The 23,794-nt window shown below is 50.2% G+C and carries 16 protein-coding genes; 10 read left to right on the forward strand and 6 right to left on the reverse strand.

Annotation, left to right across the window (positions count from 1 at the left end; genetic code table 11):
- Positions 1–92 precede the first annotated feature (92 nt).
- The 4 genes from IPF95_14505 to IPF95_14520 all read left to right on the forward strand — a co-directional run bounded on the left by IPF95_14505 (position 93) and on the right by IPF95_14520 (position 6,716).
- Positions 93–671: a hypothetical protein gene (locus tag IPF95_14505; protein MBK6475898.1), complete on the forward strand. Its 579-nt coding sequence runs from the start codon at positions 93–95 to the stop codon at positions 669–671.
- A gap of 105 nt (positions 672–776) precedes the next feature.
- A complete protein-coding gene (locus IPF95_14510) occupies positions 777–1,460 on the forward strand; it encodes a zinc metallopeptidase (protein ID MBK6475899.1) in 684 nt (227 codons plus the stop codon).
- Positions 1,461–1,659: 199 nt separating this feature from the next.
- Complete coding sequence (locus tag IPF95_14515; GenBank protein MBK6475900.1) at positions 1,660–5,715, forward strand: PKD domain-containing protein; 4,056 nt, start codon at positions 1,660–1,662, stop codon at positions 5,713–5,715.
- Positions 5,712–6,716 (forward strand): type IX secretion system membrane protein PorP/SprF, encoded by a 1,005-nt coding sequence (locus IPF95_14520; protein MBK6475901.1) that lies wholly within the window; start codon positions 5,712–5,714, stop codon positions 6,714–6,716. The genes IPF95_14515 and IPF95_14520 overlap by 4 nt, the downstream gene beginning before the upstream one ends.
- A gap of 266 nt (positions 6,717–6,982) precedes the next feature.
- On the opposite strand, the gene IPF95_14525 is transcribed toward IPF95_14520, so the two are convergent.
- The 4 genes from IPF95_14525 to rocF all read right to left on the reverse strand — a co-directional run bounded on the left by IPF95_14525 (position 6,983) and on the right by rocF (position 11,786).
- On the reverse strand, positions 6,983–7,687 hold the full coding sequence (locus tag IPF95_14525) for a hypothetical protein (GenBank protein ID MBK6475902.1): 705 nt from the start codon (positions 7,685–7,687) through the stop codon (positions 6,983–6,985).
- Between the two features lie 339 nt (positions 7,688–8,026).
- Positions 8,027–9,805, reverse strand: coding sequence for an arginine--tRNA ligase (locus IPF95_14530; protein ID MBK6475903.1), 1,779 nt, complete (start codon positions 9,803–9,805; stop codon positions 8,027–8,029).
- 47 nt (positions 9,806–9,852) lie between these two features.
- Positions 9,853–10,833, reverse strand: coding sequence for an amidinotransferase (locus IPF95_14535; protein ID MBK6475904.1), 981 nt, complete (start codon positions 10,831–10,833; stop codon positions 9,853–9,855).
- Between the two features lie 11 nt (positions 10,834–10,844).
- Entirely contained in the window at positions 10,845–11,786 is a 942-nt protein-coding gene (rocF, locus tag IPF95_14540; protein ID MBK6475905.1) for an arginase, read from the reverse strand.
- A 104-nt stretch (positions 11,787–11,890) separates the two neighbouring features.
- On the opposite strand from rocF, the gene IPF95_14545 reads away from it, so the two are divergent.
- The 5 genes from IPF95_14545 to IPF95_14565 all read left to right on the forward strand — a co-directional run bounded on the left by IPF95_14545 (position 11,891) and on the right by IPF95_14565 (position 20,634).
- Positions 11,891–12,595, forward strand: coding sequence for a hypothetical protein (locus IPF95_14545; GenBank protein ID MBK6475906.1), 705 nt, complete (start codon positions 11,891–11,893; stop codon positions 12,593–12,595).
- A 325-nt stretch (positions 12,596–12,920) separates the two neighbouring features.
- On the forward strand, positions 12,921–15,446 hold the full coding sequence (locus IPF95_14550) for a DNA translocase FtsK 4TM domain-containing protein (GenBank protein ID MBK6475907.1): 2,526 nt from the start codon (positions 12,921–12,923) through the stop codon (positions 15,444–15,446).
- Between the two features lie 30 nt (positions 15,447–15,476).
- The gene (locus IPF95_14555; protein MBK6475908.1) at positions 15,477–17,516 is read left to right on the forward strand and encodes a class I SAM-dependent DNA methyltransferase; all 2,040 of its coding nucleotides are present in this window, start codon (positions 15,477–15,479) and stop codon (positions 17,514–17,516) included.
- A 357-nt stretch (positions 17,517–17,873) separates the two neighbouring features.
- Positions 17,874–18,311: a hypothetical protein gene (locus IPF95_14560; protein MBK6475909.1), complete on the forward strand. Its 438-nt coding sequence runs from the start codon at positions 17,874–17,876 to the stop codon at positions 18,309–18,311.
- Positions 18,312–18,417: 106 nt separating this feature from the next.
- Positions 18,418–20,634 carry a tetratricopeptide repeat protein gene (locus tag IPF95_14565; GenBank protein ID MBK6475910.1) on the forward strand — a complete coding sequence of 739 codons (2,217 nt, stop codon included), beginning with the start codon at positions 18,418–18,420 and terminating at the stop codon, positions 20,632–20,634.
- A gap of 69 nt (positions 20,635–20,703) precedes the next feature.
- Here IPF95_14565 and IPF95_14570 read toward each other — a convergent pair whose 3' ends face one another.
- Positions 20,704–22,143 carry a hypothetical protein gene (locus IPF95_14570; protein ID MBK6475911.1) on the reverse strand — a complete coding sequence of 480 codons (1,440 nt, stop codon included), beginning with the start codon at positions 22,141–22,143 and terminating at the stop codon, positions 20,704–20,706.
- A gap of 137 nt (positions 22,144–22,280) precedes the next feature.
- The gene (gene creD, locus IPF95_14575; protein ID MBK6475912.1) at positions 22,281–23,600 is read right to left on the reverse strand and encodes a cell envelope integrity protein CreD; all 1,320 of its coding nucleotides are present in this window, start codon (positions 23,598–23,600) and stop codon (positions 22,281–22,283) included.
- Between creD and IPF95_14580 the strand changes: the two genes are divergently transcribed.
- Positions 23,584–23,742 carry a hypothetical protein gene (locus tag IPF95_14580; GenBank protein MBK6475913.1) on the forward strand — a complete coding sequence of 53 codons (159 nt, stop codon included), beginning with the start codon at positions 23,584–23,586 and terminating at the stop codon, positions 23,740–23,742. The two genes, creD and IPF95_14580, sit on opposite strands and share 17 nt — an antisense overlap.
- Positions 23,743–23,794: the final 52 nt, after the last annotated feature.

The raw sequence follows: 23,794 nt of genomic DNA on the forward strand, positions 1-23,794 counted from the left end.
GAAAGACCGACGTGGCACGGTGTTTTCTTTGCATGCCCGAGAGCTGTATCCGCACATTTGAAAAACCACCACTACCCCATCATCCATTCCCCATGAATATTCTAAGAACTGCTGCTATTGCAGCCATATCATTCGCGTTGATCGGATCTGGTCTTGTTGCTTGTAAGAGCAAGAAAGCTGTCCCGCCCGGCAGCGTAAAAGTGAACCAACCCTTTTCGGGCAACAAATTCGAAAGCAACAGCGCATGGTTCCGTGGCACTGGGCAAGGAACCAGCGTGAAACAGAACATAGCCCGTAGCAAAGCAGATCTGGACGCAAAGAATCAATTGGCCGGTCAAATTGGGACCAACATGCGTGCCGTTACCGACCAATACTTGGCACAGACAGAGAATAATGATGCCGCCAATGTGGCCGATAAATTCCAATCGTTGATCCGTGAGGTAATGAATACCGACCTTGGTGATCTTCGTAAGATCGGTGAGGAGACGTACCAGGACCAGACAAGTCAAGAGTTCACTGTACACGTAGCGTATGAGATCAAGAAGAACGCCATGTTCCGGTTCATGAAAAAACAGGCGAAGACCAGTGAAAAAGTGGACGAACGCACACGGCAACAAATGGAGGAGATCCTGGACAAGGAGATAGAAAAGGCGGATGCCGCCGGAGAGTGAGTGCTCAATTCGCCTTTGTAACCATGTCTTTTTGTCGCTTTCACCTGGACTGGCAAGCTGTTTGAACGATCGATCCCAAATTGAACGAAGATGTTGGGTAACCCGATGATGGGCGCGTATTTGATCGGTATGGTCATAATGGGGATCAGCTGGTTGATCGGTAAGCAATTGCGTGATCGTTTCGCCAGGTATTCAAAAACACCGTTGAGAAACAACATGTCCGGAGCGGAGATCGCTGAAAAAATGCTACGTGATAACGGGATCTCGAATGTTAAAGTGATCAGCGTAAAAGGTCAACTTACCGATCACTATGACCCAACGAACCGTACAGTAAATTTGAGTGATGCGGTATATAATGCTCGAAATGCAGCAGCAGCAGCAGTTGCAGCGCATGAATGCGGGCATGCCGTTCAGCATGCACAAGCGTATCAATGGTTGGCAATGCGAAGCAAGCTTGTACCAGCAGTAAGTTTTGCATCGCAATGGGTTCAATGGGTCCTTTTGGCTGGTCTGTTCCTTGCCAATTCCTTGGGCACCGGTCTGTTGATGGTCGGGATCGTTCTATTCTCACTCACTACGCTCTTCAGCATTATTACGCTGCCGGTGGAATACGACGCAAGTAACCGGGCACTGGCATGGATGAAGAACAACAACGTGGTTAATCAAGGCGAGTACGCCATGTCCGCCGATGCCTTGAAATGGGCCGCAAGAACATATTTGGTTGCAGCGATCGGTAGTATTGGCACTTTGCTGTATTACGTCATGATCTATATGGGTCGAAGGAATTGATAGTGATCGGGTCTTCCTGATCCCAGGATTCTCGTAGGTAAGATCTTTACAATACGATGGCAAGAAACGGGCGTTGGCCTTCATATTGATGAACTTGGTCGGATAACGCGTAGTTCGCGAAACATAGGAAGACGGACTGCGTAGAACGGGAATAGCGACTACCTAATGTCGTCCCCGTTTGAAAAAACTTCTATTCACATTGATCTTGTTATTGGTTGGTTCAGGAGCCAGCGCGACGCACATGTCCGGTGGTGAGATCTACTGGGAGTGCATAGGGCCAAATCAGTTCAGGATCAAGTTGGTGGTTTACCGGGATTGCGCTGGTATCAACGTGGACCCAAGCTACAATCTACAGCTCACTAGTCCTTGCGGTAACCGAACATTGACCGTAACGACCCCGGGCGGTGTGGAAATATCCCAGCTCTGCAATATAGAACTACCAAATAGTACCTGCAGTGGCGGCACGTTACCAGGCATTCAGCAATACGAGTACACCGGCACGATCACGCTTCCGCCGTGTGATTCATGGAGCATAACATGGACCAACATATACCGGAACAATGCCATTGTGAATCTTACGAATCCCGGAACTCGGGAAATGTACATAGAAGGTGTGCTTAACAGTGCTGCTGCTCCGTGTAACGATTCGCCGACGTTCACGAACACGGCAATACCGTATGTATGTCTCGGTTTTCCAGTATCCTTCAGTTACGGAGCATTCGACCCTGAAGCCGACTCACTGAGCTATTCATTGATCGGAGCACGCATGTTGAATGCCGCACCCGTGCCATACACCGCCGGCAATTCAGATACTGCCCCAATACCTGGCATTACGCTGAATCCAGCCACTGGCCTGATCAATTTTACGTTGAATGTTGCCGGTAACTGGGTAGTAGTGGTGCTTGTTACCCAATACGACGCAAACGGGAATGTGATCGGTACCATCATGCGTGATATGCAATTCGTGGCTTACCCGTGTTCCAACATTCCACCGGATGCCGCTACAGGTCTGGTCACAAACTTGACTGGTACCGCCATACTAACAGGACCTAGGGCAGTAACGGTCTGTGAATCGGGCGATTTCTGTTATGATATGGTGATCACAGATGCGAATGCGGGAGATCTTCTTACGGCAACGACCAATCTACAACAGAACCTTCCGGGAGCTACGATCTCATATTCGGGGACGAATCCTATAACAGCACACGTTTGTTGGAATGCACAAGCAAATACGGCTGGATTCTACGCTTACATCGTAACGGTGAATGACGGAGCTTGTCCAATTCCAGCCATTCAGACCTACGTCTATACAGTGAGAGTACTTGCAGGGTTGGCAGCGACGATAACCACAACAGATGAAGCGTGTACAGGAACAGCAGATGGAACAGCGACCACAAGCATTGTCACTGGCTCCCCGCCATACACGTATTCATGGAGCAATGGCGCCACAACGTCTTCAATTACGGCTGGTCCTGGAATCTATTCAGTTACGATCAGTGATGGAAATAACTGTGTTTCCCACGTACTAACTGGAACTATTGGGACCATCGGACTCCCGAATTCGGCCAATGCAGGCCCTGATCTAATTGGATGCACAGATGAGCTACCTGTGCAGCTCAGTGGAAGCGTGGTGAACGCTACCGGCGGAACATGGTCCGGTGGAGCTGGAACTATCACTGGGCCATGGGGTACGGCGCAATATCAACCTACACCTCAGGAGATCGCAGCCGGTTCAGTTCAACTCACTTTAACCACCACCGGCAATAGTACCTGTCCTCCTGGTTCGGATATGGTAACGATAAGCCTACCGAACAGTTTCGCTTCACAATCCATCTCTGGTACAAATACGCTTTGCTACGGTGGTACCGGTGGAACAGCCAGCTTCTCACCGAACAATGCTGGTTTCATCTATGCATGGAATGATCCGCAACAACAGACCACGGCTACGGCAACCGGTTTGGCGATGGGTGATTACACGGTATCAGTAACGGATACTTACGGTTGTAGCACACAGATGTCCATCACACTATCGCAGCCCGCTGCCTTGGCCATTGCGAACATTTCCTCAACTGCAGTAACCTGTACAGGTGCAGGAAATGGATCGGCAACAGTAACTCCGAGTGGCGGAACGCCACCTTATACGTACCTCTGGAGCACAGGCGCAACCACTGTAACGACCGTTGCCGGAGTGGGCACGCACACGGTATCTGTTTCTGATGCGAATAACTGCACACCTGTGACAGCCCAAGTGGATGTGACCGCGACTGGATCCCCGAATGCTGCGAATGCAGGACCGGACCTGATCGGATGCATGGGAGCGCCACCAATTCAACTAACTGGATCCGTGATCAACGCTACTGGTGGTTTCTGGAGTGGCGGAACAGGGATCATTAATGGATCGGGAATGACCGCATCCTACGCACCATCCAATAACGATGTGATCGCAGGAGGTGTGGATCTGTACCTGACCACTACAGGAAATATTTCGTGTCCTCCGGATGTGGATACGATCCATATTGCACTAAGCAATAGTTACCTAAATACACAATTGACCTCCTCAGCGGCACTTTGCAATGCTGTAAGCAACGGCACGATCGCAGTAACACCTACACTACCTGGGCTTACGTATCAGTGGAACGATGCAGCGCAACAGACCGCTGCGATCGCAACTGGACTTGCTGCTGGGACCTATACCGTTCTTATCACCGATCAACTCGGCTGTGATAGCTCGTTCTCCGCCACGATCACGGAGCCTACGACACTAACTATCCCGTTGATCAACAGCGTTAACGTGACTTGCCCGGGAGGTAGCAACGGTTCAGCAACAGTTACGATCTCAGGAGGAACACCACCCTATTCAACGCTATGGAGTACCGGCGCAACGTCGAACACGATCACAGGTCTGATGACCGGCAACTTTGGTGTAATCGTAACAGATGGCAATGGTTGTACGGCGCAAAGCAGCATAACCATCGCGGAACCACCACCGATCATTCTAACTGCCCAAGTACCGAATACCGTTTGCGTCAATTCAATTGTTCAGCTTATAGCTCAAGCAAGTGGCGGAACGGGCGATCTATCCTATAACTGGAATGGACTTGGCTATAATGACACGATCAATGTGGCATTCAGCATATCACAAACCATTTCGGTGACTGTTACTGATCAAGCTGGTTGCAGCGGACCAACCGTAACACTGCCGGTCTCGGTACTCGACCTCAGCACTGCCACATTAACAACGTATGGCGATACCACGGTCTGTTCAGGAGGCACGGGGTCGATAGGAGCTGCGCTTTCAAATTACCCCGGTAGTTATGTCCTTTCATGGACTGAGCTTGGAACCAATAGTGCAGGACCATTTACCGTACCAATTACTGAGAATAGCGTTCAACATGTGGTGGTTACCGATCAATGTGGGAATACGTTGTCGGGGTCGGTCTCACTACAGATCGAAACACCACCAAACGTAGAGCTACCTCCGATTATCGCAGAGGCCTGTGCACCGTATACCACGCACTTCCCTAACCTTCAATTAGGCAACGTAACGGTACTCTGGGATCTTGGCAATGGCAGTACTTCCAACCAAGTCTCACCAGCTGTGAACTACCCTCCGGGCACGTATCAGGTCAGTCTTACCGTTACCACACCGCTGGGATGCACTGCAACCAGCCCGGCATATGGGCAGGTGATCATGCACGCACCACCAACAGCCGCATTTACGGCATCATCATGGGAAGTGGACTTTGACAATGCGCTGATCCAATTCACGGATCAAAGCGCCGGTACCATAACAGACTATGCTTGGACCTTTGGCGACGGAGGGACATCAGAACAAGCATCTCCAGCACACAACTATGGAGAGCCGGGTTACTTCCAAGTAGAGTTGTTCGTTGAAGATCAAAATGGGTGTACTTCCATTGCGGATCATACGATACATATCACTCCCGTGTACGATATCGTGATCCCGACAGCATTTACCCCGAATCCGAACGGTAGTGCCGGCGGTCAATGGGTAACCGGTGATCTGAGCAATGATGTGTTCTATCCCTTTGTGCGTTTCGTGGATGAATTCAACATGCGTGTTTTCAATCGCTGGGGTGAATTGATCTTTGAAAGTGACGATCTGAAGATCGGTTGGGACGGATTCTACCGCGGTGAAATGTGCCCGCAGGATATGTACGTCGTACAGACCTGGTATAAGTTCCTTGACGGAAAGGAGATCAAAAAACTGAGTGATCTGACATTGATCCGATGAAGAGCTTACGTTTCCTTCTTTTCTGGCTCCTGCTTATCAGTGGGTGGATGAATGCCTTTGGACAGGATCCACAATTCTCGCAGTTCTATGCTTCACCGCAATACTTGAATCCGGCATTGACCGGTAACACGTATCAGGATCGCATCGCAATGAATTTCAGGCTGCAGTGGCCCGGTGTACAGCCCGGCTACAAATCGTATTCGGTTGCCTATGACCATCGCAATGCTGCGCTGAGCAGTGGTTTCGGAGGTTATGTCCTGCACGACCAGACCGGTAACCAAGGATTGAAATTCACCTTGCTGGCACTTTCGTATAGCTACGAAGCACGGATCAACCGCAAGAGAGCCTTACGCTTCGGTGTACGTGGGGGCTATACCATGCGAGGCATCAGCAGGGACGAATTCCTCTTTGCCGATCAAGTTATCCGCGATGATGCATCAACATCCGTGGAGAGCAACATCATCGAGAATATCAGTTACATGGATCTTGCAGGTGGCGTGGTTTATTATAGCGACGCATTGTGGGCCGGGGTAAGCATCAACCATTTGAACACTCCGAACCAGAGTCTGTTGACCGGTGGTAACGCGAACCTACCGATGCGTTTCACCTTCCACGGCGGCTATCGAATTGCCTTGGACGACCGTATCTTAAGCCGAAGCGAAACACGTTTCACCTTAGCAACGATCTATAAAGCACAGGGCAAATGGGACCAGCTTGATGTTGGCGGTTACATCGATCATCAACGGCTCAGTTTTGGGCTTTGGTACCGTGGTCTTCCCATTGCAAAAGCGTATAAGCAAGGCTATGGGAACAGCGATGCGGTGATCATGATGATCGGTGTGCAGACCGACAACAAGCTCCGGTTCACCTACAGCTATGACATCACCGTAAGCAAATTGGGATTGAAGAGTGGAGGCGCCCACGAGATCAGCTTGATCTACGAATGGCCGAAACGCAGAAAGGAGCGGAATTACAAGATCGTACCGTGTCCGAAATTCTAGTGTTCAGAGGCACGATTTTCGGGATCTGAAAAAGTAGGAGTAATGGACAAAAAGAATGGTTTTTTTGAGACGTTGCTCTCTAATGGACAAAAATGATGGTCTTTATTTTCGAGACTTTGTCGAAGGAATGATAGGACTTGTGAACTTTGACATTGTTGGGTGAAACGGAAACGAGCTCTGCTGGAGAGCAACTCGTCAGGGATACATCCGATGGGAGATAAATGAATGGTTGAACGGTGGGTCATTAACTGGCCTGCCGTTTCCATTTAGAGGCCGGCATGCCTTAAAAACTCATTGATGAACTTGCGTTTCCGTGTAGTTGAAAGTCCATTGTGGTTGCGCAAAGAAGTCTTCAAATGGGCGAAGTGTCCATCTATTGAATTGGTCGTGTTTGGAATGTTGACCTCCGGATGGTCATACCAAGTAAACAACCAATACAGGTTGCGTTTCAGGCTCAGGTATGCACTTCGCAATCGCTTGTGAGTATAGTGTGACTTTCCGGTGTTCTGGTTTATGGTACGCTCATTCAGGAATACAGCCCATTTTGCATACCATTGTTCCAAACCACCAGTAAAGCTCTCTTTATCAGTTCGGGTCAGGATCTTAATCAGGTCCCTCAATTCCTGAGCTGCCGGTAGTTTAGGTCTGCGAGTTAGGTATCGGGTAATGATTGCAATTTGGTGGAACTGGCACATCTGCACCGGCACATCTCCACAAAGTCCAAATAGCCCCCTGCGTCCATCACAGACCACGGCCAGCACGGTTATACCAAGCCCCTTTAAATGCACAATGCCGTCGGCATAAAGCTGGTTGGTCTCATGCTTAACGTAAATCCAATACAAGTTCCGTCTCGTGCGAGCATCCCTGAACAACATTACTCCATAACCTCTGCCGAAGTAGGTAGTGTCCATCAATAGAACTACTTTCTCGGGCGTCTCTATGGGCAGTGAAATAGGCTTATGCCGATCCAAGCAACGCTGAACGGTACGAACGCTACAACCATAAGTGTTGGCTAATTGGACATAGGTCTGTTTGCCCTAATGATATGCATCCCATAACTCTTTTGGATGCCGCCGGACACCACCCAAAAATTGCTTACCACAGACATGACAGAGATAGCGCTGAACTCCCTTCACATGTCCGTATTTCTGTACCTGTTTGCCTCCACAATGAAAGCAGATTTTTTAATCATAACCTTTGATTCGCATCAAACCTAAGCCCAATAAGAGACACAGAGCTTCCGACCATTATTTTTGTCTATTAGGCCAAAAAGTATTATCGAGACTGACAGAACAATGTACCCGATCAGGTCACATCCGCTCAGGAACTTCAATGCCGAGAAGCCACATGGCACGCTGAATAACACGCGCCACGGTACCGCTTAAAGCCAAACGGAATTCTCGTTTAGTGGCATCTTCTTCCTTTAATACAGGAAGGGATTGATAGAAGCTGTTGTAGGCTTTCACCAACTCGTACGCATGGTTAGCAATTGCCGAGGTATCCAGCCTTGCAGCAGCTTCGTTCAGCACCGAGGGAAAATGATGCAATAGTTTAAGAACAACTCGTTCTTCTGCAAGCAATAGTGCAGGATAAAAGTTATGATCAAAAGTTCCTGCTTTGCGCAAAAGCGAACTGATCCGAGCATACGTATATTGAATGAACGGCCCGGTGTGTCCTTGCAGATCGATGCTAGCCGTAGGGTCAAAGAGCATACGTTTCTTCGGGTCTACCTTGAGTAAATAATATTTCAGCGCTGCCAGTCCGATCATTTCATAAAGATCACTACGTTCCTGCTCGCTGAATTCATCGAGTTTGCTGAGCTCCTCACCTTGCGTGCGTGCTTCCTGCACGACTTCTTCCATCAGGTCGTCCGCATCTACCACAGTGCCTTCACGGCTTTTCATTTTGCCGGTCGGTAGATCAACCATGCCATAACTCAAATGGTGAAGTTCATCTGCCCAATCAAACCCTAGCTTTTTCAGGATGATGAACAACACTTTGAAATGGTAGTCCTGTTCGTTCCCTACGGTATAGATCATCTGGGATAATCCCGGGAACTCCTCGAACCGCTTGATGGCCGTACCGATATCCTGTGTCATGTAGACACTGGTGCCATCGCCACGTAGTAACACTTTTTCATCTAGCCCTTCAGGTGTGTTGTCCACCCAGATAGCTCCATCCTTTTCGTAGAACACGCCTTTTTTAAGTCCATCCAGCACGTCGTTCTTACCAAGGACATAGGTATTGCTTTCGTAGTAGAGCTTATCGAACGTTACACCCATCCGATCATACGTTGCATTGAACCCATCATAGACCCAACCGTTCATTTTCTCCCACAATGCACGCACTTCCGCGTCATTGGCCTCCCATTTGCGGAGCATGTCCTGTGCTTCCAGCAAGATCGGTGCTTCCTTTTCCGCAGCTTCCTTTGTTGCACCCTTGTCAATAAGTTCCTCGATCTGCTTTTTCATTTGCCGATCGAACTCCACGTAGTATTTCCCGACCAATTTATCGCCTTTTATACCGGCACTTTCTGGTGTTTCGCCGTTACCGTATTTCTGCCATGCAACCATGCTTTTGCAGATGTGGATCCCGCGATCGTTGATCACTTGCACACGCACCACTTCATTACCTGCTGCTTCTAGGATCCGGCTCACGCTGAAGCCAAGAAAAATGTTTCGTAAATGTCCTAAGTGCAACGGTTTGTTCGTGTTCGGCGAAGCATATTCCACCATCACCTTTTTACCGGTTGCGGGAAATTGCAAGAGGTCCTTCTCCCCAACTTCCGTCAAAAATCGGGTCCAATAGGAGTCCGCGATCACCAGGTTCAGGAACCCTTTGACCACATTGAACCGATCCACTTCGAGAACATGCGTATGCAGGTAGTCACCTATCGTTTGTGCTGTAGGTTCAGGTCCTTTGCCGCTGATCTTCAGGAATGGGAAAACGTTTATGGTAACATCACCTTCGAACTCTGGTCGTGTGGCTTGAAAACCAATTGCCTTTGCATCAAGGTCATGTTCGAACAACTGCTTGAACGCCTGTTGCAATGCGGGTACGAGTATTGCTTGGAGCCGGTCTTGGAACATGGTCTGAATGAAAGCTATAAAATAAAGGGTTCGATCGTAAACACGTGTCAATCAGTTTTGCCGATGATCGTTTTCGGGGTCAGAAAATTCTCGGCGATCATGCAGCGTACACTCCCCCCTCCTATCGTTTCGATCGTTGATACTGGAACCGGGATCAATTGAGCGTATTTCTCCAAGGCGATCCGCTGTTCCGGCCTCAGGGCATTGAATGCTGTTTCACTAAGGAAAATATAGGGATATCCATTCACCATATCCCCAAGGTCCGCTGCCCCCTTCGTAATGGCCTTTGAACCTCGTAATTCCAGCATATTGCCAACGAAGTGATTCATTTGTTCCACAGTAAATGTTATCACCTGCTTACCTGCTTTGCGCAGCTCTTCATCCACCTCCTGTCGCTCCGCAGGAAACGGCATGGCATCAAAACAAACGGTAGCATACTTTTCACCGATCGACATCATTACATTGGTGTGGTAAACCGGTTCCGCATCCATGTGGCCGGTCACCGTTGCGGTAAATGCAATGAGTGTATAACCGAATGAATTACACCAGCTTTTCAAAGCACTCTCGGTGGTGCGCGGTGAAAGACAAGCGAATGCCAATTTTCTTGCGCGATCAAGGACCATGGACCCGGTCCCTTCCAGGATCCGGCCATTGTGCTCCCAAGCACTCAGGTCTTCCGTACCGGACGTTGTGAAGCCTTCAGATCCAAGAACACGCTCCATATCCGGATCACGTTCAACTCTACGTGATCCAGTAAGCATTGGGTAGAGCACTACTTTTCCATCCTCGTGGGTGCTGAACCAATTGTTCGGAAAAACTGCATTCGGGGCTTTAGGATCTTTGGGATCCAATACTGTGAAGCCGATCCCGCATTGACGTAACCGCTCCAATAACCCATCGAACTCCTCTGCGGCTTTCTTCTGAACATCCACGAGGGGCTCGGATCGCTGAAAACCATTACTGGCGGATGTTTCTGGGTCAAAATCAAAGCCCGTTGGACGGATAAGGATCACGTTCTTGGCGGTCATAATTCAATCGGTCAAGGACGTGTCCTAAGGATCGGGAACAGAGGCTCCAGGATCCCCAAGGTAGCCTCAGCCATATCATTGGCTTGACCAAGTGCGGGGTTGATCTCCACCACATCCAACGTCACCGTCTTCGGGTCCTTACAAAAACCTTGGAGTAGTTCAGACGCTTCGTTGGCCATAAGTCCATCGGGAACCGGAGTCCCGGTACCAATGGAAATGGAAGGATCCAAACAATCCACATCAAAACTCACGTGGATCTTATCGCACAAAGTCAAGTGAGCCAAGGTTTCCTGAACAACGGCCTTAGCGCCTACCTTACGTAGCTCTGCCACCGTGATCACCTTGATCCCATGTTCTTCAATAATGGCACGTTCTTCTGGCTCGTAATCACGTAAAGCAATGATAACGAGATCCGAAGGCTGCATTTTAGGTCCATTCACACCGATCTTGCGCAGGCGGTCCCAAATATCCATAGTATAGACCAAGGGATTATTCTTCCCCTTCTTCTCGATCTGCATCAGTAGCGCCAACGGCATACCATGCACATTGCCACTTGGTGTGGTCCACGGCGTATGTAGATCGGCATGTGCGTCGATCCAGATCACTCCGAGCCGCTTATCCGGGAAAGCCATTTTCGTTCCGGAAACCGAACCGATGGAGATTGAATGGTCACCTCCTATAATGATAGGAAAAACACTGTTCCTCAAATACTTGAACACTTCATACGCCAAGTCGCTTTCGAAGCGGATCAATCCATCGATGTGGTGTGCACTTGGGTTGTCATCATCCTCATATAACACATCGTTCTCATCTCGCAATATCGTCTCTTCGGCATGTCCGAACAGCTCGCTACCAAGCTTCCACGCCGCAACGCGCAGTGCCGCCATACCCATACTTGCTCCACGCTTACCCGCACCGATCTCCGAAGCGGCCTCGATCAATCTTAATTCCATTCACTTGCCTGTTTGTGGGCTCCACAAAGGTAGGCCGTGAGCTGTGATGTAACTCCCACTGGTATACAAGCGTACAACGATGGACTGTACTTGAATTCACGAAGATGACCAAGAACCTAAACCACTATGCTATCGCGATCTCTGCTTTATTGGTTTGCAATAGCTGTAGCACTGGTCTTCTTCAGTCCCGTATTGCGGAAGGCGTGATCGAGTATGAGTTGAGCTTTCCGGATTATGACCCATCAGGGATAATGGCCGGAATGCTTCCCGAACACACCACGCTAACATTCAGTGATAACAAGCAAGTTCAGGAGGTCAACGCTGGAATGGGAATTTTCAGAACGTCCATGATCACCGACAATGAACAGGAGTCGATGGATTATCATTTAAGTCTTATGAGCAACAAGATGGTTGCACATCTGGTACCATTGGACTTTTCACTGTTCAACACGGAAAGCAACAAGCCGACGATCATCTATACACAGGACATCGATACCATAGCCGGATACTCATGCAAGCGAGCGGTGGCCATTTTCGACAAGGTCGATGAACGAGAGATCGAACTCTGGTACACGGATCAGATCAAAATGACCAATCCTAACTGGTTCAGCCCATTCGCAGAGATCAAGGGGGTATTATTACGCTATGACATGGTGCAATACGGCATGCGTATGCGCTTGGATGCCATTTCAGTTACCCCCGGCGAAGTGGATCAAGCCAAATTCGTGACCAAGACGGACTATACGTCCGTTCCAGCGGCTGTTCTGCACAACGAACTTAAAGAGGTTATGGGTACGTTCTCTATGTAATTCCAATTACCCATAGGACATCCTTGATCGATCCACTATTATTCCGGATCGGAGTTGGCAATTGGCCGTTGGTCGAGAACTTGTCCTCATATTGATACGAATGCCTGTTGCGTTCCAGCACCAGCGGTTCCATTCAGCTACATAGCCAGCTTTCAGTTGCTCCTTAGGAGCCGTCCGAACGGAGGCTATTTCCCGAACCAACCCCAACTTGTTGATAATAGCCCAGCACATTCACCCGTTCTAAGCTGGTACCCGGATACTTTTGAACGCATCCATAACCATCTGATCGCGTCCTTGCGTGAAGTTGGCATATATCCGTATTCCAGTGGCTAGAGAACGACAAAATCGTGTCCGAGAGGACCGAAACGAGGAAGCGACAAGCAAAAAGAGTCGAAAGAAAGGATCAACCGTTGATGGTGAAGGTCGATTTGCTCGGTTCAAAGCCTTTTGGTCGGACGAGCGAGTCCATAAGGTCGGTGGCCTATTCCTGATCCTATTCTCTGCCTATCTATTGGTGGCATTCACCTCATTCCTCTTTACATGGCGTATAGACCAAGATCTGGTTGGCCGTTCTCTCGGTGAGATCTTCAGTCCGGAATTACGTGTGGATAATTGGCTGGGTAAGATCGGAGCGCTAACGGCACATCAGTTCATCTACAAATGGTTTGGTATTGCTGCCTTTGCCATGCCGATGTGGAGTTTCCTTGCGGGAATTCGCGTGTTGCTCAATACTTGGTTGTTGCCACCAAGCCGCACATTGGGCTGGACGGCAATGGTATTATTCTGGTTCCCTACCCTGTTCGGCTTCGCTTTCCGTGGCGATCTGATGTTCCTCGGCGGTGGCGTTGGGCATTTCATCACGAAGCACCTCACTACTTTATTGGGTGAATTCGGAACAGGTGCTTTGATCGTCTTTGCAGCAAGTGCTTTCGCGGTGTTCACCTTCAACCTTTCATTTGGTTGGATCGTTGATGCTTTCGAGCGGATGAAGAGCAATGTAGAAGCAGCAGAAATTGAAGATGACCAAGAAACAGTGGTCGTTGCGGCCAATGGCGTTCGTGCTCGAAACACGGTCGTTCAGGACTTCGCCGATGAACTGATCGAACAGGAAGAAGAAGCTGAAGAAGACGAGATCGAGGAGGAGGAAGTAGTCGAAGAAAGCAAACCTGCGTTGGAACTGGAGATGGAACCGATAGAGATCGTTGAACCCATCACTCCGGCTGTTGTTGCCTCATGCGTAACGGAGATCGATGGTATGGACGTTACGGCTGGTGCAGAAGATGCAGTACTCAGCGAAGACGAATTGGAAACAAAGTTGAAGGAGTTCGGTGAGTACGACCCTACATTGGAACTGAGCAGCTACGAACTGCCACCGATCGATCTGCTTATTGACCACGGTACCGGCGAACTCACTGTAACCAAAGAAGAGTTGGAGCAGAACAAGGACCGCATCGTTGAAACCTTGGGCCATTACAACATCGGCATTGAGAAGATCAAAGCCACCATTGGACCAACCGTAACGTTGTATGAGATCGTACCAGCGGCAGGTGTGCGCATCAGCAAGATCAAGAACTTGGAGGATGATATTGCTCTGAGCCTTGCCGCCTTGGGCATTCGCATTATTGCACCGATCCCGGGTAAGGGTACCATTGGTATCGAGGTTCCGAACAGCAAGCCACAGATCGTAGGTATGCGAGGGGTCATTGCCAGTGAGAAATTCCAGAACAGCAACATGGAATTGCCATTGGTGTTGGGTAAGACCATTAGCAATGAGACCTTTGTTACGGATCTTACTAAAATGCCTCACTTGCTCATGGCAGGCGCTACCGGCCAGGGTAAATCGGTTGGACTTAACGCGATCCTGGTGAGCCTGCTTTATAAGAAACACCCGAGCCAGATCAAGTTCGTATTGGTCGATCCGAAGAAAGTGGAACTCACCCTGTTCAACAAGATAGAGCGTCACTTCCTTGCCAAGTTGCCCGGTGATAGCGATGCCATCATCACGGACGTGAAGAAAGTAGTCGCCACGCTCAACAGCTTGTGCATTGAAATGGACGAGCGCTACGAGCTGCTCAAAGATGCGCAGGTCCGTAACATTAAGGAGTACAACACGAAGTTCATAAAGCGCCGGTTGAATCCGGAGAAAGGGCACCGCTTCCTACCCTACATCGTATTGGTAGTGGATGAGTTCGCTGACCTGATCATGACAGCTGGTCGCGAGGTGGAAACCCCGATCGCTCGTTTGGCGCAGTTAGCTCGTGCCATCGGTATCCACTTGATCATTGCCACGCAGCGTCCGAGTGTGAACATCATTACCGGTACCATCAAAGCCAACTTCCCGGCGCGTATTGCGTTCCGTGTAACCAGCAAGATCGACAGCCGCACCATTCTCGATGCAGGTGGAGCCGATCAATTGATCGGTCGTGGTGATATGTTGCTCAGTACGGGTAATGAGGTCATCCGTATCCAATGTGCATTCGTTGATACTCCGGAAGTCGATAGGATCTGCGATTTCGTAGGCGCGCAACGAGGCTATCCAGATGCCCATATCCTACCCGAAGTACCAACCGAAGATGGCGAAGGTGGTGGCGATACCGACCTAGGCGACCGCGACAGCATGTTCGAGGATGCCGCCCGTTTGGTGGTAACCATGCAACAAGGCAGCACAAGCAATATCCAACGGAAGCTAAAGCTGGGCTACAACCGCGCAGGTCGCATTGTGGACCAATTGGAAGCAGCAGGTATCCTTGGTGGTTTCGAAGGCAGCAAAGGACGTCGCGTTCTTGTGGCTAATGAAGCTGCGCTGGAGGCGATATTGAATCCAGTAAACGCAAACGGTGGGGAGTATTGATGTTGGAGCTTATTCTTTGTAGCTGAGATCATGAAGCCATCGACGCCCCTTGAATCTTTTGTCGAATATTGTAACACACATATTCGGGGAGATGAAAAGGGAGAAGCTCAGACCTTCCTTGATCGCTTCTTTACTGCACTAGGGCATACAGATGGCCACAAAGGTGCTGGGGCCACCTTCGAGCACCGCATCTACGACAAACGCAAGCGCAGCACCAGTTTCGCTGATCTTGTTTGGCCCAAGCGTGCCATTATTGAAATGAAGAAACGTGGCGAACCGCTTTCGCTGCATTTGCAACAGGCCACCAATTATTGGTTCCGGTTGGCTGGAGATCGTGCGCGTTACGTGATCCTTTGCAACTTCGATGAGTTCTGGATCTACGACTTCGATACCGACCCGGACGAGCCGCAAGACATTGTGAAGTTGACGGACCTGGCCACGCGCCGCGAGTCGTTCTCCTTTCTCCTACCCCGCCCTACCGATCCGGTGTTCCGCACGAACCGATTGAACGTTACGGAAGAGGCCGCGAAGAAAGTGAGCGAGGTCTTCCGGAGCATGGTGAAACGTGGTGTACCTCGCGATACTGCCATGCACTATACGCTACAATGCATTCTCACCATGTTCGCAGAGGATGTGAAGCTCCTGCCCGAGGAGATCTTTACACGGCTTGTACACGAATGCTCCGAAAGTGAAGGCAGTGCATATGATAAATGTCCGCCGAGCTATGATCTTATTGCAGGTCTTTTCCGCGCCATGAATGACGAGGGCATAACCGAAGCAGGCAAGTACCGCGGGGTGGACTATTTCAATGGTGGCCTATTCCAGAAGGTGACCCCGCTGGAACTCACTATGCACGAGGTTACCATGTTGGAGTTCGCTTGTATAAAGGATTGGAGCAAAGTGAACCCGGCCATCTTCGGTACCTTTTTCGAGTATGGCATGGACGCAGCGGAGCGCCATGCCGCAGGGGCACACTACACTTATGAGATCGACATCAAGAAGATCGTGGATCCCGTGATCGTACAGCCTTTCCAGAACAAGATCGCCGAAGCCTTGGAAGCCGCCATGCCTATAGATGCGCTCTACAAAGTGCTCGACAGCCTGCGTGCCTACCGCGTGTTGGATCCTGCTTGTGGCAGCGGCAACTTCCTCTTCGTTGCCTACCGCGAAATGAAGAAGTTGGAAAAGCAATTGCTCCGCGTGATACGCGACCGTAGCACCAAACGCGAGGATGCCAAACGCCTGCGGACGTGTTTGGAGAACACGCCTTACGTGAGCATCAAGCAATTTCACGGCATGGATCTAAAAGGCACCAGTGTGGAAGTGGCCAAGGTTACCCTGATGACCGCCAAGGAACTTTGGGTTACCGAACACGGTGAGGACTATGACCGCGAAAAGGCACTTCCGCTGGACAACTTGGACGAGCATATCCTATGCGTAGATGCGTTGCTGAACGACGATGGCAGCCAACGCGCTTGGCCCGAAGTGGATTGCATTATCGGCAACCCACCCTTCCAGAGCAAGAACAAAATGCAGCAGGAACTGGGCGCCGAATATGTGGCCAAGTTACACGCCGCCTACCCCGAAGTACCGGGCCGCGCCGATTTCTGTGTGTACTGGTTCCGCCGTGCGCATGACCATTTGAAAGAAGGCCAGCGCGCGGGCTTGGTGGGCACTAATACCATCCGTGAGAATTACAGTCGCAACGGAAGTTTGGATCATATTCTAGCGAACGAAGGCACCATCTTCAACGCTGTTTCCTCCCAAGATTGGAATGGCCAAGCCGCCGTGGATGTTAGTATTGTGTGTTGGCAAAAGGGAGATTACGAAGGCGAATTCCATCTCTATACGCAAGTCAAAAACGGAGATATGCACCTACACGAGGTGCCAAGCATTAACAGCAGCTTGAGTACCAATACCGATGTGGCAAGTGCAGTGCAGTTGAATTGCAACAAAGAGCCCACCAAATGTTTCCAAGGACAAACCCATGGCTACAAAGGGTTTCTGGTAAGCAGAGCTGAAGGTGAAAGACTGATCAAGCGTGATAAGAGGAATGCCGTACATCTCTAGCCTTACTTGAATGGAGATGAACTCTTAGGCGCGTTTGAGTCCGAACCACATCGTTATTCAATCGACTTTTCCTTCTCAAAGAATATTTCGGAAGTGGCGAAAGTTCCAGATTTATTCAAGTTACTTGAGTCCAAGGTACTGCCTGAAATCAAGAGGAAAGCAGAGGCTGAGATAACTGGGGGTACAAAGGCTAACGGAAGGGAAGATCATCTTGAAACGTGGTGGAAGTTCTGGCGTCGGCGTGAAGACATGCTCCAGATTATCGCCCCATTAAAACGTTTCATCGCCTGTTCGCGGGTCACTTCAAGATCGATCTTTGAGTTCGTCCCTCAGGCAGTTCGGCCGAATGATGCTCTGATGGTTTTCGCCTTCGAGGATGATTACTCATTCGGGGTGATCCAAAGTGATGCTCATTGGCAATGGTGGAAAGCGAAGTGCAGCACATTTGAAGCACGCTTGCGTTACACCACCACCAGCGTATGGGACACCTTCCCATGGCCACAACGCCTCAGTAAGAAGCAGCAAGAGACGGTGGCGCAATCGGCAAAGAACTTGCGTGATGCACGAACACAGGCCATGCAAGACCACCGCATGAGCTTGCGCGACCTGTACCGCCTGCTGGAGAAGCCCGGAAAGAACCCCATAAAAGACCTACACGCCTCATTGGATAAGGCCGTATTGGCAGCCTACGGTTTCGATGCGAAACAAGACCTGCTAGCCCAATTACTGGCGCTGAACAGGGAGGTTGCTGAAAAAGAAGGGCGTGGTGAGAAGGTACGCGGTCCGGGGCTTTAATAAGCAGAAGAACTTTTAAGGCCATCCGTAATTATTCGTACGCTTAAGTTTTCCTATGGCTTCCTTTGTGAGAGTAACTTGCAAAGATCCTCCGAGCCGAACTCCCATGTGCCGATATACCCTTTCGTTGGTCTTTTTGTTCCTGATAACGGGAATTCATGCACAAGACCAGAACCAAGCGATCCTCGATTCGCTTTGGCTTGAGCATGCCGATCCGAAAACTTCGGCAGATGCGCGGTTGGAAGCATTGGATAACATCATCTACCACATGTCCTACATTGACCAGGATAGTTGTGTGGTGCTTTCGCGGCAAATGGTGAATGAGGCTAGAGCAGCTGGCAATGTGTTGATGCTGGGGCAAGCATTCCGGAACTATGGGATCGCGCTGTTCAGGTCGGGTGCCGGAGAAGGCGCATTACCGTACATGGACAGTTCGTTGCAAGCACTCTCCACACGGCAGGATTCGGCCTATTCACGAGGTGCCGGGGCCACGTTGAGCAGTATAGGCACCATGTATCAATCCATGGGAGATCTGAATTCAGCCATCTCCAATTATCAACAGAGCGTTGAACGGCATTTGGCTGCGAACAATCCACGTGGCTTGGTTTTTTGCTACAACAACATTGGTGTTGCACACGAAACACAAGGTCGATCCGATAGTTCGTTGATCTATTATGAAAGAGCCGCAGAATTGGCCACGGAACTCGGCCTGGATGAAATGGCCAGCACCGGATACAGCAATATGGCGAACGTACATGCCGAAGTGGGTAGGATCGGTGAAGCGATCGACCTGGTGTATAAGGCCATGGCCATTGCGGAACGGATCGGGAGCAAAAGCGGTATCGCGAATTGCTTATCACAGATCAGCGACCTGAAGGCGCGTTTGGGCGAAAAAACGGAGTCACTTGCATTATTGCGCCATGCTTATGCCTTGTTCCATGAAGCCGATGATCGGGAAGGTGCCATAAATGCAGGCGGTTCCATCGGTGCATTATTGATGGAATTGGGCAAATTGGATAGCGCGGTGATCATGTTGGAAACCGCATTGGCATTGGAGCGTGAAGGCGGATATAAGCATCTCATGGACCATACGTTGTTGGATCTTGGTGCGGCTTATCGGCGCTCAGGAAGACGACCAGAGGCTGAAAAAGTCCTACAGGAAGCATTGGGTCTTGCACGGGAGGTGAAAGATGCGACACAGGAATCCATGGTGCTATCCGAGTTGGGAATGATCGACCTGAACGCCAAGAATAGCGACCGTGCGATCGAGCGTTGTAAGAAAGGCCTTATTCTAGCGGAACGAACAGGTGCGCGTAACGCGCGACAGAACAACTGTGAATGCCTTTATCTGGCTTATAGATCGCAAGGAAACGGTACACAAGCATTACGCTATCACGAGGCATTCATCGGAGTACGCGATAGTCTAACGAATGAAAAGTCCCAGCGGCAATTGACACAGCGTGATCTGCTGTACACATTCGGAAAGCAACAACTGGCTGATAGCTTGGCCTATTCAGCTGAGCGTGAACAATTGGAAAGTGAGCGTACCATTGAAGCGTTGCGTGCCGATCAGAACAGGAACCGGGCATTTGGCATCGGTGCAGGCGCTGTACTTCTGGTGATCGGCGGCGGAGCATGGTTCGTTGCGGATCGCAAGCGGAGACAAGAGCGTTTCGAGAAAGAAGCTGCAACACTAGAGACCCAAGCACTACGCAGTCAAATGAATCCGCATTTCATCTTCAATGCATTGAACAGCATCAATGCGTTCGTGCAACGGAATGATCAGGATAGCGCCACAAGCTACCTGAGCAAATTCGCACGTGTAATGCGGCTTGTACTGGAGAATAGTCGCCATGCCGAGGTACCGCTCAATGATGACCTGGAAGCTTTACGTGGCTATTTGGACCTGGAGCGCATGCGGATGGAAAAGAAATTCGATTTCACCATTACCGTCGACCCCGGTATCGATCCAGAGAATGTGATGGTTCCTCCGTTGGTCGTGCAGCCCTTCGTGGAGAACGCGATCTGGCACGGCATGGCAGGGAAAGAAGGAAAAGGCCATATCACACTGACTGTTGCGGAACGAAATGGCCAAATGCGCTGGACGATCGAAGACGACGGCGCAGGAAGGCAAGCGAAAAAAACACCCCCTCTTGATGGCAAGGCAATGAAGAAAACATCATTGGGGACAGCTATTACACGTGCCCGATTGGACCTAGTGCAAAAACAGCACGGAGGTAAAGCGGGTTTCCACTACACGGATCTGCCGCAAGGCACGCGCGTTGAAGTGGATATGCCCATCTTAAAGATGCATGATCAGTAGTACGTCCAACGTTATTTGTTCAGAGCAATCTCGCAATATGGGATGCGGAGCCAAGGTGCGCTCGAGACCCTAAGGCATTTCACACGGCACCATGGCTTTGGTACCGTTGCGCGTTTGGATCGCTGATCCTGCGCGTTTGCCTTTACATGCTGGGCTTTTGAAGATCATCCAACGCAACCGAACGTAGAAGTCCATCGCATAGACGTCGCGTTTGCTGATGAATGGAAGAATGTGATCCGAACCTACGACCAGCCCTTGGAAACGAAGCATGAATCCGATAGACGGGTGTTTAATATCGTATTCATGCATCACCATAGGAAGGGCTGCCTCGAAATAGCGTGTTTCGTAGCGCGGCGTAATTGCGATCGAGTTGGTGCGCCTTAAGCGTAATGTACGTTTACCTGCAAGGTTCTGCACCGCTGCAAAAGCGACATAGGTGTTCTTCGCTAATCGCTGATCATATTGAACTGAAATACCAGTTGGCAGACCGACCTTAAAACCATTCGATCGTTTCCATTTAGTGGAAGTGGCCAACAAACTATCGACGTCCTCAACATCCTCGACCGGTATATGATCGTAATCAGCAATTGCGATGGATCCTGCATTGATCCTACCTGCTTCACCGTTCCGGAAACGGATCCCACCAAGGTCGATCACCGATACTCCTATCCGATACCGGTACCCCATGGGCGAGCATCCTATCGCGGCTTTGTGCGGACGGTAACCATCAACTTCGGAGAGTGTACGCTCGAAGGAAACTCCTAGGTCCGCGCCCCAGCCACGTCCTGCGCTTGCCTCGGGCATTGCAAAGCCATAGCTGGCCGATGCTTCGTGTATATCAAGTTGAGCCGTATCAACTACGGTGAATTCCGTTCCGTTGAATTGAAATGCGCCTGCTGCATGCCCGATGTTGTAGCGCAATCCCATGCCAGCGCTGAGCATATTGAATCCTTCGGCTTTCAGGATATGTGCATAATTCACGCCGATCTCCGTCCACGCAGCACTACGGATATGTATTGCGGGTATCGAATATCGTTGTCCTAATTGAGGTGCATACTGCAAGCCTTCGAACATGTAATTGGCCACTTCCGGAGTTATCCCGGCAGCGCTTACGTAAGCGCGTGATCGCATTCCGACACCGACCGTACCACGTCCTAGCGCCACGGATACAGCTGGTCCCAGCACATTGGCAAACACAGTAGCACGGTGCGAACCTTGAACCATTGAACTCCGGCGAACAACGGAACCGTTCGTCTGACCTGCTATGCCATTTCGTACTTCACCTACCAACGGAGATGTGCGATCGGTCCAAGCAACGAGGCTGTTCCACGCGTAGAGGTCGGCTCCGGCGAGTCGGATGTCGATGAAGGGCCATTGTCCTGCCGCACGAGCGGGATTCAAGGAATAGGCATCATTCCCACCGTAATTACTGTGCGCAATACCGAACCGCTCTTGGGCAAACGTGCCAAGGGCTATCAATAAAGCGCAATATGTAACCAATGAACGCATTGAAACGATGTGATACGGAATTAACGCTCAGAAGGTTGGGAGAATTGCCTTCTCATCTCGTTGCTTCTCAACTCCGTTCGAAGACCTCCGGAGTCGAGAAGCCCTAGCGCACCTCAACTCCGCTCGGCGAGCTAGGCCTATTCCACTGCCTTCTCCCCATTCCAATCGATCTTGCGGCTCACCCACATGACCAATGCCAAGGTGATGAACAGCCCAATGCTACCGAACAACAAGGCGTAATCCTGTTCGTTGATCAGCGCGAACATGAACCCGAAGACGAGCAACATGATAAGACCCAGCAATTGCGATGCGCGTTTCACATTGAATACGCTGTGTGCGTAGAGCACCACCAAGCCAATGACGGCAATGGCAGAAAGGATATAAGCCTTCGCAAAGCCTAGATGCTCGCTGATGGCGATGAGCAAGGTGTAGAAAATGCATAGGGCAAACCCAACCAAAAGGTATTGAATAGGATGGATCCGTAGCGCCTGCAATACTTCCACAAAGAAGAACACCAGGAATACCATTACTATCAGCATTACACCGTATTTACTGGCGCGTTCGTTCTTCTGGTATTCATCCACTGGTTGCATAAGACGTACCCCGAACGCACTTCCTTCGATCTGCGCTTGCCTGTTACCCGTGAATTCCTGTGGATAAGGCCTGTTCAAATGAAGGACGGTCCAGTTAGCGTTCAACCCATCACCGGGTTTTGCAACGGAATCCACAGGGTCCGGCAGGAAGGCCCCGTGGTAGCTTGGATCTTTCCACGAGCTGGTGCAATGAGCCTTGGTCACCTTTCCAACAGGCACCAAGTTGTAGCTACCGCTTCCGTTAATGGTGAGCTTCGCAATAAAATTGATCGGCACTCCGAGCAAACTATCCAATGGGAACGGCACACTTAGACCTGTGCTGGCGACGTCATTGCTCGGTAGGCCCGGTTCGAACTGAACAGTATCATCACCGATCACCATCGACACTTGCTCTTTAATGCTGCGTAGATCACTTATCCCGATCACGAGTTCTGCATCATTCCACCGCATCTTGTATCCGATATTCAAACGAGCATCGGAAATTGGTGCAAATGATCCCGTGATATGGGTTCTTGAGCCATAAACGGCAACATCATAGATACCGCGGTGCTTTTTGTACGGATCCAACACCACGTTTGCATTCAATGATTCAGGTAGGAATTGAGCGTGATGGATCTCTACACGATCTTCCATTCTACCGCTACCATCGCCCACCGGAACACGCACCGGAACCTCATACGGCACGTCGATGATCGGCCCAAGAATGGTCTGTTCCCCACCCCAATCCCGACTGATGCCTTCTTCTGCTTCCTGCTTGCGGTAGGATCGTTCCCGGATCAGGTCATTGACCATACCGAGCGGGATCAACAACAACAAAGCGAGTATGCCAACAACGATAGCACGGAACGTGAGCGAGCTACGCATCCACGCGAACCGCGATATACGTGGCATTGGAACGGAAGGAAGTGGCGGTGTTGAAGGGTCTGGGGTAATAGGTGGTTCGTTGATCATGAGCGGGCGACCGGAGAGTTTGAGGCCGGTCTTGATCAACAACGGGGCTTGGTAAAACTAGCGTATGGTTTTGTGATTTTTTAGGTACCCACTTGGGTTTGCTCCAC

This window comes from Flavobacteriales bacterium (assembly GCA_016704485.1).
Taxonomy (GTDB): Bacteria; Bacteroidota; Bacteroidia; order Flavobacteriales_F; family PHOS-HE28; genus PHOS-HE28.